Annotated in this window: 16 protein-coding genes; 2 read left to right on the top strand and 14 right to left on the bottom strand. The window is 38.5% G+C overall.

All coding sequences use genetic code 11. From position 1 onward, the window contains the following. Window positions 1–34 precede the first annotated feature (34 nt). From murC to MMB69_RS00360, 8 genes are all read right to left on the bottom strand, one after another. The gene (gene murC / locus MMB69_RS00395; protein WP_221784700.1) at window positions 35–1336 is read right to left on the bottom strand and encodes a UDP-N-acetylmuramate--L-alanine ligase; all 1302 of its coding nucleotides are present in this window, start codon (window positions 1334–1336) and stop codon (window positions 35–37) included. 185 nt (window positions 1337–1521) lie between these two features. Beyond that, on the bottom strand, window positions 1522–2175 hold the full coding sequence (locus MMB69_RS00390) for a hypothetical protein (RefSeq protein ID WP_013059500.1): 654 nt from the start codon (window positions 2173–2175) through the stop codon (window positions 1522–1524). Window positions 2176–2514: 339 nt separating this feature from the next. After that, on the bottom strand, window positions 2515–5616 hold the full coding sequence (locus MMB69_RS00385) for a DNA translocase FtsK (protein ID WP_221784701.1): 3102 nt from the start codon (window positions 5614–5616) through the stop codon (window positions 2515–2517). 429 nt (window positions 5617–6045) lie between these two features. Then, complete coding sequence (gene ytpR, locus MMB69_RS00380; protein ID WP_013085234.1) at window positions 6046–6651, bottom strand: YtpR family tRNA-binding protein; 606 nt, start codon at window positions 6649–6651, stop codon at window positions 6046–6048. A 2-nt stretch (window positions 6652–6653) separates the two neighbouring features. Next, a complete protein-coding gene (locus MMB69_RS00375) occupies window positions 6654–7466 on the bottom strand; it encodes a DUF1444 domain-containing protein (protein WP_221784702.1) in 813 nt (270 codons plus the stop codon). A 76-nt stretch (window positions 7467–7542) separates the two neighbouring features. Further along, entirely contained in the window at window positions 7543–7860 is a 318-nt protein-coding gene (locus MMB69_RS00370) for a thioredoxin family protein (protein WP_013059504.1), read from the bottom strand. A 153-nt stretch (window positions 7861–8013) separates the two neighbouring features. Continuing rightward, entirely contained in the window at window positions 8014–8538 is a 525-nt protein-coding gene (locus MMB69_RS00365) for a DUF84 family protein (RefSeq protein WP_221784703.1), read from the bottom strand. A 58-nt stretch (window positions 8539–8596) separates the two neighbouring features. Continuing rightward, a complete protein-coding gene (locus MMB69_RS00360; protein WP_221784704.1) occupies window positions 8597–9670 on the bottom strand; it encodes a M42 family metallopeptidase in 1074 nt (357 codons plus the stop codon). A 152-nt stretch (window positions 9671–9822) separates the two neighbouring features. Between MMB69_RS00360 and MMB69_RS00355 the strand changes: the two genes are divergently transcribed. Further along, window positions 9823–10134: a PepSY domain-containing protein gene (locus MMB69_RS00355; RefSeq protein WP_221784705.1), complete on the top strand. Its 312-nt coding sequence runs from the start codon at window positions 9823–9825 to the stop codon at window positions 10132–10134. On the opposite strand, the gene MMB69_RS00350 is transcribed toward MMB69_RS00355, so the two are convergent. Together MMB69_RS00350 and trmB are read right to left on the bottom strand one after the other, a co-directional pair. Then, window positions 10103–10960, bottom strand: coding sequence for a YtnP family quorum-quenching lactonase (locus MMB69_RS00350; protein ID WP_153253773.1), 858 nt, complete (start codon window positions 10958–10960; stop codon window positions 10103–10105). The two genes, MMB69_RS00355 and MMB69_RS00350, sit on opposite strands and share 32 nt — an antisense overlap. A 75-nt stretch (window positions 10961–11035) precedes the next feature. Beyond that, the gene (gene trmB / locus MMB69_RS00345; RefSeq protein WP_221784706.1) at window positions 11036–11686 is read right to left on the bottom strand and encodes a tRNA (guanosine(46)-N7)-methyltransferase TrmB; all 651 of its coding nucleotides are present in this window, start codon (window positions 11684–11686) and stop codon (window positions 11036–11038) included. 127 nt (window positions 11687–11813) lie between these two features. Between trmB and MMB69_RS00340 the strand changes: the two genes are divergently transcribed. Then, on the top strand, window positions 11814–12092 hold the full coding sequence (locus MMB69_RS00340) for a YtzH-like family protein (protein WP_013059510.1): 279 nt from the start codon (window positions 11814–11816) through the stop codon (window positions 12090–12092). Window positions 12093–12098: 6 nt separating this feature from the next. Here MMB69_RS00340 and MMB69_RS00335 read toward each other — a convergent pair whose 3' ends face one another. The 4 genes from MMB69_RS00335 to thpR all read right to left on the bottom strand — a co-directional run bounded on the left by MMB69_RS00335 (window position 12099) and on the right by thpR (window position 16932). Continuing rightward, window positions 12099–12893 (bottom strand): phosphotransferase family protein, encoded by a 795-nt coding sequence (locus MMB69_RS00335; protein ID WP_028410490.1) that lies wholly within the window; start codon window positions 12891–12893, stop codon window positions 12099–12101. Between the two features lie 191 nt (window positions 12894–13084). Beyond that, window positions 13085–15226 carry a type I pullulanase gene (gene pulA / locus MMB69_RS00330; RefSeq protein WP_221784707.1) on the bottom strand — a complete coding sequence of 714 codons (2142 nt, stop codon included), beginning with the start codon at window positions 15224–15226 and terminating at the stop codon, window positions 13085–13087. Window positions 15227–15318: 92 nt separating this feature from the next. Next, window positions 15319–16242, bottom strand: a complete 924-nt coding sequence (locus MMB69_RS00325) for a hypothetical protein (protein ID WP_221784708.1) — start codon at window positions 16240–16242, stop codon at window positions 15319–15321. Between the two features lie 135 nt (window positions 16243–16377). After that, window positions 16378–16932, bottom strand: coding sequence for an RNA 2',3'-cyclic phosphodiesterase (gene thpR / locus MMB69_RS00320; protein ID WP_221784709.1), 555 nt, complete (start codon window positions 16930–16932; stop codon window positions 16378–16380). Between the last annotated feature and the right edge of the window lie 35 nt (window positions 16933–16967).

Below are 16967 nucleotides of genomic sequence, written 5' to 3'. Positions count from 1 at the left end.
AATAAAAAAAGGCACTCTCCTGAGTGCCTTTTTTTTATGATACAGTTTGCTGATATAGTTTTTCAAACTTTTGAATGTCTCCAGCACCCATAAATACTAATACAGCTTCATTATGGTCTTTTAACGATTCAATTGTTTCTTCATTAATTAATTCAGCTCCGCTGATTTTGCTTCGTAAATCTTCGATTGATAATTTACCTTGATGCTCACGAGCTGATCCAAAAATGTCACATAGATATACTTTATCAGCGTGCTGTAAGCTTGCTGCAAAGTCCTCTAAGAACGTTTGTGTACGCGTAAAAGTATGCGGTTGGAAAACAGCTACAACTTCACGGTTTGGATATTTTTGACGAGCAGCTGAAATCGTTGCATTAATTTCCGTTGGATGGTGTGCATAATCATCGATTAGCACTTGTTTGCCAACGTTCTTTTCACTGAAACGACGCTTTACACCTTGATATGTTTTAAAACGCTCTTGCAGCACAGCAACATCAATTTCTTCATAATGACAAAGTGCAATAACAGAAAGTGCATTTAAGATGTTATGGTCGCCATACCCTGGAATTTCAAATGATGCGTGGAATGTATTACGAACGAACACATCAAATGTTGTGCCTGTTGTGCTTTTTACAATATTACGTGCTTGGAAATCATTTTCTTCGCCTAATCCGTAATAAAGAACAGGTACCTTCGCTTGAATTTGCTGCAGATGTTCATCGTCACCACAGGCAATAATTCCTTTTTTGACTTGAAGTGCCATCTCTTGGAACGCGCTGAATACATCATCGATATTGGCAAAATAATCAGGGTGATCAAAATCAATATTCGTCATAATTGCATAGTCTGGCGTATAAGATAAGAAGTGGCGGCGATACTCACATGCCTCAAACGCAAAATACTTGCTGTCTTTTACACCTTTACCCGTACCGTCTCCAATTAAATATGAAGTAGGTTCAGCTCCTTGAATCACATGCGCTAACATACCCGTTGTGGATGTTTTTCCGTGTGCTCCTGTTACGGCTACACTCGTATACTGTTTCATAAAGTCACCTAAGAAACGGTGATAGCGTACAAGCTTGACTTCTTCTTTTGAAGCTGCTTCTGCAATTTCTTCATGCGTATCAGGAAAAGCATTTCCTGCGATTACAGTCATGCCGTCTTTAATATTATTTTTATCAAATGGTAAAACAGGGATTCCCTGCTGCTCTAGTGCTTTTTGCGTAAAAATTTCTTTTTCAATATCCGATCCTTGAACTTGAAAGCCCATATCGTTTAGGATTTGCGCAAGCGCACTCATTCCTGTTCCTTTAATACCTACAAAATGGTAAACTGTCATATAAAGAACCTCCAACATTCGTCTATCTGTAAGACAGTATATGACGGTTATCTAGAATTGCTCTTACAAACGTATATAAATGTCGTTTGATTGCTGATTTCACGATAACATTCGTACATTATATCACTTCTTATAACATAACTCCATGACTCCATTTCTACTCTCTTCCCTTGCGAAACGGCCTTTTATTTTGGCTTCATCACATAGTATATAGCCTGCTGTTTTAAAAACGAGCGCCATGTCATTGCATTTTTTTTGTCATTATATTGCGTTACTAACTGTTCAATGCGTTGTTTATGTCCTAAAAAGAAAGAGTCAATTAACACGTCATATCCGATTGATTTTATTTTTCGAATCCAAATTACTTGTTGTTCCTCTAAATTTGCAAATCTTCCTCTTACATCTTTGATGATAACCTGCTCATTTGTCAATGGGGTATATCCTTTTAAGAAAAACGAATTAGGTACTTTAGACACAATAATTGGCTCTAGTACACTCGTCAAAAAAAAGGCTCCTTGAATCAAAAACGACTCTGTTTTCTGCTTCGCCTGATCAGCTAAAAAAAGCTGCAGCAGGGTTTTCCCCTGAATGGTTACATATTCAAATGCAAACCACTGAAAAAATAATTGTTCATGGGAATCAGACAGAGGCGCCTCATGAGGCAAGTTTACTAATTCTTTAAATAAATGTGAAGCCCGCACTTTTTCTCGTATATTCGTATAGCGGTTCACAAAAAAGAAATATTGATTGTAAAAGTCGCAAATAGCATTATCAGACTGAAGCTGCTTTTGTTCACGAATTTCATTAAAGTTAATCAGTTCATGATTTTCTTCTGTCATTACTCTTCACTCGTACTCTAATTATTTTAGTTTGTCCTCTTTATACGCCTTCAGCTCATATGTTTCTGCTGGTGAGAAATGATAGCAAACTATCACATGCTGAAAAACCAACACACACATTATCCTTACATATAGTAAATCATTTTACTAGTTCTGACAAACCTTTTCCTTTTTTTCTTCATGGATTTCTTCCAAAATCTCTACTCAAATTCTGTATAAACGAACTTAAAGCAGGAAAAAAAGAAGCCACGGATACAGTGACAGAGCGTTAGCTCACACAATGCTGTATCCTGCTGATTTTGCATAGCCTCTTTTTTAACCTACATGTTGAAAAACAGCTTAAAATGTAGAAGTGGCTGTTTGACTTTCCATTTCCTGAAGCTCGTTTTCGGTAATGAGCACATCTCTCGGCTTGCTTCCTCTTGCTTCTGAAATAATTCCTTGCTGCTCCATCATATCAATTAGACGCGCTGCCCGATTGTACCCCATTCTGAAGCGTCTTTGCAGACTGGAAGTAGATGCACCGCCTTGATCTAGCACAAACTCGCATGCTTCATAGAAAAGCTCATCTTCTTCATTTGAAGCAAAGCTTTGCTGCTTTTTCAACAAATCTTCTTGATCAAATAAGTATGTTGGCTTCATTTGTTTTTTGACATGATCTACAACGCGATCAATTTCTTCATCTGAAACAAAGTTCCCTTGAATTCGAACGCTTTTAGAAGATCCGTTTTCAAGAAGCAGCATATCACCTTTACCTAATAGCTTCTCTGCTCCCCCTGTGTCGATAATTGTACGTGAATCAACTTGCGAAGAAACAGAAAATGCGATACGCGTTGGCACATTCGCTTTAATTAAGCCTGTAATAACATCTACAGAAGGACGCTGCGTTGCAAGCAATAAGTGAATGCCACACGCTCTTGCCTTTTGTGCAATACGGCAAATAGCTTCCTCTACTTCCCCTGGAGATACCATCATCAAGTCAGCAAGTTCATCAATAATAATAACTAGATACGGCAGCTCCCCGCTTTTTTCATTATGTTCTTTTACACGTTCGTTGTATTTTGTAATATCACGTACGCCCGCATGTGCAAACAGTTCATAACGGCGCTCCATTTCCTCTACTGCCCATTTTAAAGCTGTAGTAGCTGCTTTAGCATCCGTGATAACCGGGCTGACTAAATGCGGAATACCGTTGTAAGGAGCTAGTTCAACCATTTTAGGGTCAATTAACATAAGCTTGACTTCGTGTGGCGCAGCTTTATAAAGCAAGCTGACGATAATAGTATTAATACACACGCTTTTACCAGACCCTGTCGCTCCGGCAATCAAACCGTGAGGCATTTTATTCAAGTCAGTCACAACCGGCGTTCCTGAAATATCTAATCCTAATGCCACCGTTAAAGGAGAGTTATCTTTTCTAAAAGAAGGATGCCTCAAAATTTCACGAATTAACACCGGCTTACTTTGACGATTTGGCACTTCAATTCCAATCGTATTTTTCCCTGGAATCGGCGCTTCAATTCGGATATCACGCGCGGCTAGGCTTAGTTTAATATCATCTGTTAAATTCGTGATTTTGTTCACTTTCACACCGGGTTCAGGATGTACTTCAAATCTGGTCACAGTAGGACCTTGCGTGACGTTTACGACCTTAGCTCGAACGTTAAAGTTTTTTAATGTCATATCCAAAAGCTCACGCTGCTCATCCGCCCATTGATTATCTTCTTCAATAGCAGCTGGAGGAATGTTAAGCAAGTTCATTCCAGGAAATGCATAAGGAGAAGAAGCCTTTACATTTACAGGTTCTTCAGCTTTTAACGAAGCCTGCGGAACCGCTTCTTTGGTTTTTTCACCGTGAACTTCTTCTTGCCTACTTACTTCCGTTTTTTTTTGCAGAGATTGTGGCTCCTGCTTTTGGTGGGAAGTCTGTGACGGCTGACTTTTCTCACGAGAGCCGTTCTCCATCTTCGTGCGGTCTTTTTTCAGCATCATCACGTTAAAAGGCACTAATCGCTTACCGCGAGCTCGTTCAGCATTTCCTGGCTGTTCTGCAGGTACAAGAGGTTCTACAGCTGACTCTTGCTGTACTTGTTCTTGTAACTCTTGACTTTCCTGCATACTGCTCCCTTCCTCTTTTATCACCGAATTTTCAAGCTCTTGGTGAACAACAGCCGATGCCGCTTCTGGTTGCCGTTCATCAGCTGCGGGTTGCGATGAATTTAAACTTTCAGAATTCAGCTCATGTTCTGCTTCCATATGAACACTGTTTGCTGGCTCTTCTAAAATGACGTCACTTTCTTTCTCAGCAGCTGGAACTTCTTTCTTTCTAGGCTTTAGTGCTTCTACTTCTTCTGCTGCTTGTAAAAACACTGCGCTTCCGTCCATCAACGTTTCTGTTTCTACTTCTTCAGTCTCATTTCCTATCTCTTGTTGGAGAGAAACTGATGATTCAGACGGACGCGTTTCCTCTGAAATTGGAACTTCTTCGGCCGCTGTCATACCTTTCGCTAAATCCCAGCCAAGAGTTCTCTCTTGTCCCACTAACGGTTCGACCGCGTGTGATTCTTCAAAAGCTGGCGCCTCTTCCTGTTCTTTTACAGCTGCTGAAGAACTTGGCTTTTCTTCAGGAAATGATAGCTTCTCTTTTTGATTTTCCTCATATTGCTTCCACTGAGCAAAACGCTGAGAAGACAGTTGCATCATTTCTTCTGTTTCTTGAATCGGTGCTTCTTCAGCTATAGGTTTAGAAACTGGTTTTCTTAACGGCTCTACAACAGCTGTATTCATCGCTCGTCGGTAAATTTCATCTTCAAACGCTGCTTTTGATAACTGTGTACTCGGAAGCTCATATTCTACTACTTCCTCACTTCCTTTTTGTACAACATTAGAAGGCCGCTTATTAAACCCATAAACAGGTGAAGGAATTTCAGTCGGACGAAACGGACGTTTTCTTACTTGCGGAACCGCTTCTTTCTTTTCAGATACCGTTTTTAACGGCTGAGATACTGACTTAGGCTGCGTTAGCGCCGACTTGCGAACAGGCTCTTGATAAAACGAAGCCGGTGCCTTTTTTGCTACAGGCCTTGGTTCATTTTTAGGAGCTGCTGCCTTTTTTGCTTCTCCCGTATCATCAATTAAAGGAAAACGAAATGTTCCTTTTGGATATTGATAAGCTACTTTTGTATGAACATCTTGCTGCTCTTCACTGTAACTCCGCTTTTGCGTTCTGGCCGAGTGTGGAACAGCAGGTTTTGGCGCTGCTTTCATCACTGGCTTTTGATGAACTGACTGCATTTGTTTCGGCTTAGGAGCCTTCTTTTTAGGAATTGTTTTTTCTCTATTTAAAGGGTATTCTTCCGTTGTATTTCCATGTTCGTCTACAACGATTTCTTTCACTTCGTATCCTAGTAAATAATCCATTACTTTTCGTACAAAACCCATTTTTATCACTCTTTCTATCAGACTATCTTACTTCGTTTAGCCTCTTATATCGCAGTGCTGCGATATCTACAAAAAGCTATCCATGTATCCTTTATTTACCTTTGGCCTCAAAGTATTCTCTGAGATGGATATATATACTATCTTTTCATTTATCATTCTATCACGTATGCTTGAACTCTTACTATAAAATCTACTATTTTGCTTCCCTTATTTATACAGTAAAATTCCTCTTTGCAAAAATATTTTTTCGCGTCTAGTTAGCACTCATAATTAAACGCGAAAAAAGCCACTAGTATATACTAGTGGCTTTTAATTTTATCAAACCTTTTTAAGAATTGACAATTGCTTTTCAGCAACTGTAACGCTTTGAAATATAGGTGTAAAAAAACATCCTGCTTTTGCCCTATAAATCAGTATGGCACTCTGCTTTTATGCTTGAAAAGGTTGACCTACTTCATATTTGTCTTCAAGTACTAAAATCCCTTTTTCTTGAGGAGCGTTCGGAAGCGCCAGCTCTTTAGCAGAGCAAATCATACCTGAAGAAGGTACACCGCGGAGCTCTGCATCTTTAATGATCATACCGCTTGGCATAACCGCTCCTACTTTTGCTACCACGACTTTTTGACCTGCGTCTACATTTGGTGCTCCACACACAATTTGAAGTGTTTCTGTGCCAACATCTACTTTACAGATGTTCAGCTTATCTGCATTTGGATGCTTTTCTTTCTCTTGAACATATCCCACTACAAATTTAGGAGATAAATCCACTTCAAGTTTACCTTCAAAACCGCTTTCGCTAAGTACACGATTTACTTCTTCCACCATTTCTTCTGTTAATTCAAGAGAACCATTTCCCTCTACTTTTAACTTAGAAGAAGCATGAAAGATGTTATAGCCAGCTGTTGTATTTGATTTTTGATCAAAGATACGCACAACGTCGCCTTTTGTTTCAAACGTGCGATTTTCAATTGCGATATCTTCTAGCTTGACGATTAACGTATCGCCGATACCTTCTTTATTATAAAAAAGATTCATAATTAGTCCCGTCCTTTACTGCGATTTTTTCCTAGAATAAAAATAGGTTCTAGCTCACCGTTTTCGTATAAAAATGAAAGAGCTGTGATGGGTACACGTCCACTTGCAAAAAAGCTCATGGTCATTTGCGCAAGAATATCATAACCCGTTTCGTTTTGGATATCAGCTAGAATCAGCACATCTTGATGGGGTACTGCTATAGCCATTGTGCCCGAAACACTAGAAGCAAAATCTTGCAAAAATGTCTCGTTAAGAATTCGGCTTGCATCGTATCCATCGTTCTGATTTACAAAATAAAAGTCATTGCCTGCTACCGTATCTTTTTTATGTGAAATCGGCAAAGAGCGAAGATTAAATTTAGCTATTTCCCGCACTGCGGATAGATCTAAATTTTCCTTACGAATTAGTTTCTCATCTAATAGACGATATGTATTGCCTAAATCAAGCGCATAATAAATGCGTGTTTCAGCTGTATGTTCATCATAAATCAACGGCACGTCTTCATTCGATTTATCTGGAAAAGACGTTGAGCGAATAACTGGATAAATGCGCTTTTCTTTTCCCGTTACCTGCTGTTCATCGTTCATAACACGAAGAGCTTCTTTTATATAATATACCATTTCATCTAGAGCCGCTTCCTTTTTTTCTTCCCATTTTGCAATTAGCCCAGGTAAAGAAATGGTTACACCTTTTTTCGTTTCCTGATGTTCAACGCGCAGCGTATCTTTTTCACGATCAAATAAAAATGACCAATCCGCACCCGTTAATCGCTCTTCTAATAGTTTTCTCATCTTTTGACTATTCATTTTCGCCATATTTACGCCTCCTTTTCTCATTTTTATGTATGAAGGAAGACTGATAGCTGTAGATCGCTATCAGTCTTCACTTGATTTATGCATTTAAGCCGTTAATAAACTCTTCAATTTCTTCTTTTGTTTTACGGTCTTTGCTGACAAAGCGCCCTGTCTCTTCTCCGTTGCTGTAACCAACAAAGCTTGGAATTCCAAAGATGCTTAATTCTGCACAAAGATCGATAAAGTCGTCGCGGTCGACATAGTGAAATGTATACTCGCTATGATTCGCCTCAATTTCTGGAAGCACAGGCTCGATTACTCGGCAATCTGGGCACCAGTCTGCTGAAAACATCATGATATGTTTTCCTTCTTTAATGATTTCTTTGTATTGTTCAATTGTTTGCATTTTTTCCATTTTTCTTTCCTCCACTTTTTCTTTTACTTTCGTATTTAAACGGCTAAAGCCCTATACATTATTTAATCCTTCTACATCAAAACATAGTATATGAGTTGTTGCAACTATCATACACTGATGCTTTTCTATTATAAAGGGTTACAAAGAAATTTCCTATTGAACAGCTTGATTTGTCCTAAAATCTAGCTGTCCTTTTAGCATTAAAACCACCTGATAAAACATAGCGGTCCGATCTAAATTTCCATTGGTAAAAATACCGATTGCTCCTTCTTTTTTTCGAATATTCTTTTGGTTTGTATACACTTCCATAGCTTCGGCTAATTCTTTTTTATCATCACGAAGCATACCGGCTACCGCTTCAGGAAGCCGAATACGAGCCCCTCCAGCTAAAATCGGTTCAAGGTCTTTAGAGGTAACAAGACTTCCCCAATTGCAAAGGAATAAGCCATGAGGTGTTTCCTGCACCCCTCCTTCAAGCCCAATGCCGATATCAGCACCTGTCTCTTTGACAGCAGCACGCGCGCGGTTAATCGCTCCTTGGATGGTTTCTTCATCAGAAAAAGGCTGTGGCGACACCCCGGACTGCACGGCTACCTCTACATATGTAAAAGTATCTCCAAATACTTTTTTTACTGCATTTACTTTTGTTGGATTTTTCGTTCCGATTGCAATTTTCATTTTTTTCTCCTGTCATTATGAAACAAAGCAACCGCAAAAGCAGCTGCTTTGTTCTTTTTTATCCGTTTTGCTTAATCGTATCGAGCGTTGTTTGGTCTGTAGAACGTACAAGTTTGACTAGTAATTCTTTTGCGGCTGCATAGTCATCTACATGAATCATAGACGCATGAGTATGAATATAACGTGAACATACGCCGATGACCGCAGAAGGAACTCCATTATTAGAAGTATGAACGCGCCCTGCATCCGTACCTCCCGGAGAAACAAAGTATTGATAAGGGATGCTGTTTGTCTCAGCTGTATCTAAAATAAATTCTCTCATTCCCCTATGTGTGACCATCGTACGGTCAAAGATACGAAGTAATACGCCTTTTCCTAATTGTCCAAATGCATTTTTATCGCCTGATGTATCGTTAGCAGGACTAGCATCTAGTGCATAAAACAAATCCGGTTTAATCATATTCGCAGCTGATTGAGCACCGCGAAGTCCTACTTCTTCTTGAACAGTAGCTCCAGAATATAAAATATTTGGCAATTTTTCATTTTTTACTTCTTTTAATAATTCCATCGCAAGTCCGCACCCATAGCGATTATCCCATGCTTTCGCCAGTATTTTCTTTTCATTTGCCATTGGCGTAAACGGACAAATCGGTACAATTTGATCGCCAGGACGAATGCCCATTTCTGCTACTTCCTGCTTGCTATCTGCGCCCACATCAATCATCATATTTTTAATAGCCATTGGCTTGTTGCGCTGTGATTCGTCTAATAAATGGGGAGGGATAGAAGCAATTACGCCGGTGATAGGACCTTTTTTTGTAACAACATGGACGCGTTGAGCTAGCAGTACTTGACTCCACCATCCTCCTAGAGTTTGAAAACGAAGCATTCCTTTATCTGTTACAGACGTAACCATAAATCCTACTTCGTCCATATGTCCTGCTACCATTACTTTAGGACCTTTTTCTTCATTATAGCGAACGCCAAATAAACTTCCTAACCCATCTTGAATGACTTCATCTACAAGGGGTTCAATTTGCGAGCGCATAAATGAACGTACTTGATGTTCGTTTCCAGCGGCACCTGGTAACTCCGTTAATGTTTTAAATAGAGATAGCGTTTCATTGTTCATATATACTCTCCTTTATGTATCATTTTCTTTATTGTATCGAAAACCGGAAATAGTTGCTAGTTCCGTCCTTCTCTTCTATGACTCAACTTAACAAAGCATTCGACAATTTGATATAATGATGAAAACATATCCTTAAAAAGCAGGTGAATAACGTGAAATGGACTCAACTAATAGCAGGAGCTGCAGTCGGATTTGCAAGCGCTTATATTATTCAAAAAAGAAAGTCGTCAATTTCCTCATCGGAAGCCCTTACGATTGTTAAAAGCGCTTTTAAACAAAATGGGGCAATCGACGGCTCATGGATTGAAACAACGACTAAAGTCATTCAAAAACATGGTCTCTCTTTTTATGGTTATACAGGTGGAATTATCAGAACACGTGATGCAAAACAGGAATATTACGAGTTTTTCATTGATAAAAAAAGCGGTGCTATTATTGAATTGACGCTGAATGCATCCGTTTAATTTCGTCAACTATTTCTCCTTTATTATCCCATTTTACAGCTCGATAAAAAGCATCATGATAAAAACTTAGCCAAGCTTGATGCTCATAGGCATAAGCTAGCCACTGCTGCTTTTGTTCAATCGAAGTCATTGGATAATCATCATATGCCATTACCCATAAGACATTTTGATGTGCATGTGTTGGCAAAAGATCGCCCATGTGCACTAAGATGTCATTGTTTCCTTTTAATACAACTACAGCATGACCATCGCTGTGACCGCCGGTATGATGAACCGTCACTCCAGGCACAATTTCATCTTTGTCACTAAATGTTATTACTTGATGCTGAATAAATTCCCAATTTTGTTTCCAATACGTATTTTTAGAACGTATATTAGGATTTCTCATTTCATTCCACTCGATTTCACTAACAAAGATTCTTGCATTTGGAAAAGCAGAGGAAAAATGTCCGTTGGTACATTTTGTTAATCCTGACACATGATCAAAGTGAAGATGCGTCATAATGACATGAGTAATATCTTCACATGTGAACCCTAACTTTTGTAAATCTTCAGCAATAAATGATTCTTCTGTTACACCAAAATGACGCTTTTTTTTCTCATCCAACATACCCTTCCCTATGCCTGCATCGATTAACATGAGGTGTTTTTCAGTTTGAACGAGCAAAGGATCAGTCCTCATTGGAATTCGATTTCCTTCTGAGATAGGATATTTTTTTGTCCAAAGCTCTTTTGGAACAACACCAAACATTGCTCCTCCGTCTAAATGATTATTCCCTCCACGAAGCCATGTCACTTTTAATTCACCTATTGTTAACGTTTCCATTTTACACCTCCATTATATTCCTTTTTATTTTATCACTATTTCCTTCTCTTTTTGAACAAAAAAAGACTGAGGAACTCAGTCTTTTTCGTTCAGGTATTTTACTTCACAGCGGTAAATGCGGCTGCCTTTTTGTGAAAATTTCTCTTCATATTCCGTCATAACATTGCCTTCAAAATCGCTTTTATGCAAATCTAAGCTCACGTATTTAAGAAGAAGCCCATATTCTGAAAAGCTTGTCAATGAATATTCAAATAGCCCTTGATTATCCGTTTTAAAGTGAATTTCTCCACCATCAACCAGCAGGTTTTCATACATGCTCAAGAACGTTTTGTATGTTAAACGGCGCTTGGCATGTCTCTTTTTCGGCCATGGATCAGAAAAATTGAGATAAACGCGATCCACGTCATTTTTTGCAAAAAACTCGCTAAGATGGTTAGCATCTACATTCAATAGCTTTAAATTTGGAAGCTCTTCTTCAATCAATCGTTCTAGAGCACTTAAGATGACACTTTCATACATTTCAATTCCAATATAGTTGATATGCGGATTTTGTTTAGCCATCCCTACTAAAAATTGGCCTTTTCCTGTTCCTACTTCAATATGAAGAGGATTTTCGTTTCCAAAAACCTCTTTCCAGTTCCCTTTATACTCTGCTGGGTTTGGAACCACGCATTGGGGATTTTCAGCTATTTTATCTTTTGCCCAAGGTTTGTTTCGTAATCTCATGTTGCACCTCTTTAAAGTATTTTGACGCATTGAAAATGTCGGTTATTCGAAACAACCGACATTCACATGCATAATTGTGTTTAGATAGAAAAAAATAAGAGCATCATACGAGAAAGGATGATGCTTAATGCCTTTAAATGCCGAACACCAAATGAATATATTAAAAGATATTTTATCTAATCATCAAAGTGATTGCTGCGGAACGGTTGCGGAATGTGAACAGGTTGAACGTTTAATTCAATCAATGTTAGCTAAAGGATATGCTAGCACGGACGTACAAGCAACACTACAAAACGTGTATAAATACACGCAAGATGCAAAAAGTGCTGCTCATTTAGACGAACATATTCAAACCAATCAACAAAATTTATCACAATGGGTCCAAGAACTATCTACCTTGTCATAATCTTTGCTACTGTGCTTGAATGTCGTTGACGAGCAACATCCGAAGATATTCAAGCCAGTAATTCATTTCAGAATGTTCATTTTTCGAACGATGCCATTCAATGAATAAAATGGTTTGACTTATCACATACCACTTCATTCTCTTTTTCAAGTTCTCGGTTAGTTCAACCCCGTAATGCTCAAGCCATTCTTCCCACTGAGATGGATTGATGTACCAATAAAGCAGTAAACCTAAATCAATAGCAGGATCTGCAATCATCGCTCCGTCCCAGTCGATTAAATATAGCTGCGTATTCTCTCCAAGCATCCAGTTATTGTGGTTCACATCACAGTGACATACAACATATTTATCTGTCTGAACGGACGGAAGCTCTGCTTGTAAATAACTGATTCCCTGCTCTACAATACTTTCTTTTTGAAGTCGCTCGTCCACATTCTCTACAATATCGGCTAGCACGTCTTCGGGAAGAAGCGGTGTTTTCCCCAACCTTTTCAACATATCTAATAACTCGTTTGAATGATGAATTTTACTAAGCAATTCTGTCACTCGACTCGAATTCATATCTTTTGGTTTTAATTCTCGACCATCTAGCCAGTGCTGAGCTGTGATCACATCTCCATTTTCCATTCGTCTTGTCCACACGAGCTTCGGTACAATTCCTTCAGCTGACAATACTGCTAAAAAAGGTGATGAATTACGCTTTAAAAAAAGCTTTCGGTCTTGAAATTTTGCAAAATAAGCTTCTCCTGTCGCTCCGCCAGCAGGAGTAATTTCCCATTCGCTTCCTAATATATCTTCCAACCAATTCACCTTCAATTTCAACACACACATTTCGTTTAAAAATTTCACTCAATAAAGCAATCTATTAAGACATCATGACGTTATTTTCTTAGTAAATAAAAAAGACGGCTATTGAGGATATGTATCAATAGCCATCCTTTATAAATATTATCTCCATCACACTTTTTTCGTCAAGTGGTTGAAGACAATAATTACGTTTGAAATAAAATAAGAACGCTAAGCTTTGAAACGTTTATAGCATTATCCTCTATAATAGGATACCCATTTTTATATACTTTACAATGATCAAGTGCTACTTTCCATGGTCCTCCTGGCAAAACTACTTTTTCTTCCATTAGGCCTTGATTAAAAAACACGATAATATTCTTCCACGGACCGTAAGCCAATACGTTTGATAAGCAATAGCCAATAATGGATTGCGGCGTGTTTAGGAAAGAGACATGCTGCCTAATCACTGAAGCATCTCCCAAGCGAAATGCACCGTGCTGTTTGCGAATACAAATCAGCTCTTGAACCCAATTCACATCAGGAGAAAATTCGATTCGTCGATTCCAATCAAGTGCATTAATATCATCGGGTGAATTGTAGCTGTTCTCTACGCCTTGTTTAGTGCGGTAAAACTCTTGACCACTATGAAGAAACGGTATGCCTTGCGAAAGAAGTACAATAGCAGTAGCAAGGCGGTGACGACTTCTACGAGTGTCTTCGTCTTCGTCTCCGTTTGAATTCGTTAACTTATCCCACAGCGTATGATTATCATGTGATTCAACGTAATTAACTGATTGTGCTGGATTTATAAATAAAGCCCGGCTGTCTTCTTTATCCAGAATGCTCCCCGCTATTACAGATTGCACGGTCTCTTTTTGATGAATATTTCCGCTGATAAAACCTTTTTCATATACATCAAACGTGCTTCCTTTTACAGAATCTCGAAAGCGATCATTAAAATAGCCGATTTGAGGCGTTTGGCGGGCATTCGCCATAATTGCTTTTTGATTGTAGGGGAGAGGAGTATTTAAATCCCAGCCTTCGCCAAACACCAAAATAGTAGAATCAATTTCATTTATTTTTTCACGAATGATGTTCATCGTTTCTATATCTAAAATTCCCATGAGGTCAAAGCGAAACCCATCAACGTCGTACTCTTTTATCCAAAATAATACTGAATCGATAATAAACTTTTGCGCCATTTTCCGTTCAGAAGCAAAATCATTTCCTACTCCCGTCCCGTTCGAAGGCATCCCAAACTCATCATGTCGAAAGTAATAGCCCGGAACAATTTTTTCAAAAGGTGATTCTTCTCGTACAAATACGTGATTATAAACTACATCTATAATAACACGGAATCCCTGTTGATGAAGTGTTGATATTAATTGTTTCACCTCAGCAATACGAGTGGCGGGATTTGAAGGGTCAGCGGAGTAGCTTCCTTCTGGTACATTAAACAACAATGGATTATACCCCCAATTATAAGAAGCATGAGGATTTAATTCATCTACTCCGCCAAAGTCGTTAATAGGAAGAAATTCAAGGTGAGTCACTCCTAGCTCTTTTAAATAATGAAGACCTGTTGTTTTGCCTGGCTGCCCGCTTGATTCAGTAACAGCTAGGTACGTGCCTTTTTTTTCTATCCCGCTTGAAGGATGAATAGAGAAGTCGCGAACGTGCATTTCGTAAATAACGGCATCCGTTGGCTGAAGGAAAGGCGGCTTTTCATGGAGATGAACATAGTCTGTATGAAGATTTATCAGAACTCCGTATTCACTATTTGCTGTAGCTGCAACGGCATAAGGATCCACCGCTTCATTTGTCCGGCCGTTTACATCTATTAAAAATCGATAATAATACCCTTCTTTATCTAAGGGAAGTTCTTTTTCCCATACCCCTTTTCTTTGACGAGCCATGACGTACAGTTCTTCTTTCCCGCTGTTTGCATGTATTAATTTTAAAACCACTGCTGATGCAGTCGGGGCCCAAATTTTTATCATAATATAATCTGAATAAAATGCTGCACCCAAATCATTTTGATTATAATAAAATCTCTCATCAAACTCTTTGGTTCGTATAACAGCCCCTACCTGGAGCGGAACTTTCTCCCCGTAATTATCACAGATAACGTACGACTGTCCAATTTCTATGCTACCTTCAACCTTGCCTTCATATTTGATAAAACCTTCTAATTCATGTACGTTTTCAATAGAGATGGTCTCATGCATTTGTGTACTTTTAATCACAAAAAAATCAATTTGACCTTCATGATAAGAAGTTGGAACTAAAAGAGTAATACGATCTATTTGATCTAAATAAGCTTGAAACTTATTATCACCAGTCATCCTTTTCTCCTCCTTATGCCAATTACCTCTTTAGTAGCATTATATGTAGCAAACGCAAAAATGAAAGCACTTTCATAGCGTGAATGTTCGTATTATTCACCTTCGAATTCTCGGTCAAAATAAATACTCTGGCTGTGTTCGAGCAATACTTGAGCTGCTTTCATCTGTTTAAACTTTAAAGGGGCTTTAGATTTCCGAAGTTCATAAAACCACTCTTCGTACTTTCTAGCATCTACAAATTCAACCTGATAAGGCTCCGCAGCGTAATCAATGTATCCATTTCTGCTCAGTAATATTTTCTTTACGTTATGTTCAATATCGTGAGTACGATAGATGCTTCGGACAATTTGCTCCGTTCGATTTAACCCAATTAAAGGATTTAATATCTTTTTTTGATCTCTTCCTCTTAACTCTGTCCAAAAATTTTCTTTTGAATACTGAAAAACAGCGCTTTTATATGTTTCTATTAAACAAATACAGAGGGTTTCCGTTGGAGTAACAATAATGATATCTCCTTCTACCGGAGCTTTATTAATCATGAAAACAGGCTTGTACATCACGAGACACGTATCAGGAAAGCGCTGAATAAAATAACGGAGAGCTTCATCATGGTAATATTTACGATCTGCTTGTGAGAACTCAAATAAAGTGGATGTAGCCCATTTCATTTGAAGATCAAATACATTTTCTAAAAACAATATTTTCAAGTCTTCCGCTGTTTGTGGAAGAGTTGTAAACCTCAATAGCTCTTGATTTTCCACGCTATCGCTAGAGAACGCTTCTTCCACTTCACACGTTTCTTTTTTTCTTGTAAACCGCTCTTTTGCTTTTTGCAAAAATGAACGTTGAGCTTTTGTTTCTTTTTTTACAGGCGGCTCATGTAATAGCCCTTCTTCAAATAATTGCTTTACTTTCTTCCAATTATGCTTTTTTAAGTGATTAAACTGAGACGTGTAGTGATAAACGTCTTTTTCATAACGGGAAATATAATCTTGCACCTTAAGTAGCTGCGCCACGTTTACATCAATCCCCTAATTAAAATTCCTCTAAAACTTTGTTCGCCGATGATTTCTCTATTATCATCGGCGTTTTCTTTCCTTTGATAAGAGTGATTTTTAAATAACCTCTCTCCTTGCTTGTATGTTCATATGCTACTGTGACTGCAAGGAAAAAGATAGTATTTTTTTATACTTAGGTTTGCTGGCAGGATGAACTTCAAAAAGGGCAAACGAACTTACTTGAAACTGTTCTTCAATCGACGTTTGCTTTAACTGTTCTTCCAAAAGTCCGGCTTCCCCTCCCCACTTCTTTGCAATCGTAATATGAGGACGATAAGGACGTTTTTCGTATAAGCCGCTTAGATCTTCCCATACGGCCTGTATATCCCTTTGCAGATTCATAAGCTTATCACTTGGCCTAAGGCTTACATAAAGCACTCTAGGCTTGTTATACGCACCGAACACATCGTACTGACCTGTCTGCAGTGAAAAACTTGAATGACGGGAGGCTACTTCTTTTAAGCGGGTAATCAGCTTTTCCTTTTTGTCATCTAAAAACCCTAAAAATTGTAGCGTTATATGATAATCGTCAGGGTATGTCCATTGTTTGAAAGGAAAGGGTATTAATTCCTTTGCCCAATTTTCTGCCTGATGTGCAATAGATACAGGCACATCGATTCCAATAAAATAATGTTTATCACCTTTCATCAAATCGCTCCTTCTCTTTTTATTATCTTTCCCCA

This window comes from Priestia sp. P5 (genome assembly GCF_029522155.1).
Lineage (GTDB): Bacteria > Bacillota > Bacilli > Bacillales > Bacillaceae_H > Priestia > Priestia megaterium_E.
Note: the sequence above shows the minus strand (reverse complement) of the source record. Positions and strands in the feature narration are given on the sequence as shown.

Coding starts and splice junctions, on each gene's coding strand:
- murC (WP_221784700.1), bottom strand. CDS start 1,336: ATGACAGTTTACCATTTTGTAGGTATTAAAGGAACAGGAATGAGTGCG.
- MMB69_RS00390 (WP_013059500.1), bottom strand. CDS start 2,175: ATGACAGAAGAAAATCATGAACTGATTAACTTTAATGAAATTCGTGAA.
- MMB69_RS00385 (WP_221784701.1), bottom strand. CDS start 5,616: ATGGGTTTTGTACGAAAAGTAATGGATTATTTACTAGGATACGAAGTG.
- ytpR (WP_013085234.1), bottom strand. CDS start 6,651: ATGAATCTTTTTTATAATAAAGAAGGTATCGGCGATACGTTAATCGTC.
- MMB69_RS00375 (WP_221784702.1), bottom strand. CDS start 7,466: ATGGCGAAAATGAATAGTCAAAAGATGAGAAAACTATTAGAAGAGCGA.
- MMB69_RS00370 (WP_013059504.1), bottom strand. CDS start 7,860: ATGGAAAAAATGCAAACAATTGAACAATACAAAGAAATCATTAAAGAA.
- MMB69_RS00365 (WP_221784703.1), bottom strand. CDS start 8,538: ATGAAAATTGCAATCGGAACGAAAAATCCAACAAAAGTAAATGCAGTA.
- MMB69_RS00360 (WP_221784704.1), bottom strand. CDS start 9,670: ATGAACAATGAAACGCTATCTCTATTTAAAACATTAACGGAGTTACCA.
- MMB69_RS00350 (WP_153253773.1), bottom strand. CDS start 10,960: ATGGAAACGTTAACAATAGGTGAATTAAAAGTGACATGGCTTCGTGGA.
- trmB (WP_221784706.1), bottom strand. CDS start 11,686: ATGAGATTACGAAACAAACCTTGGGCAAAAGATAAAATAGCTGAAAAT.
- MMB69_RS00340 (WP_013059510.1), top strand. CDS start 11,814: ATGCCTTTAAATGCCGAACACCAAATGAATATATTAAAAGATATTTTA.
- pulA (WP_221784707.1), bottom strand. CDS start 15,226: ATGACTGGTGATAATAAGTTTCAAGCTTATTTAGATCAAATAGATCGT.
- thpR (WP_221784709.1), bottom strand. CDS start 16,932: ATGAAAGGTGATAAACATTATTTTATTGGAATCGATGTGCCTGTATCT.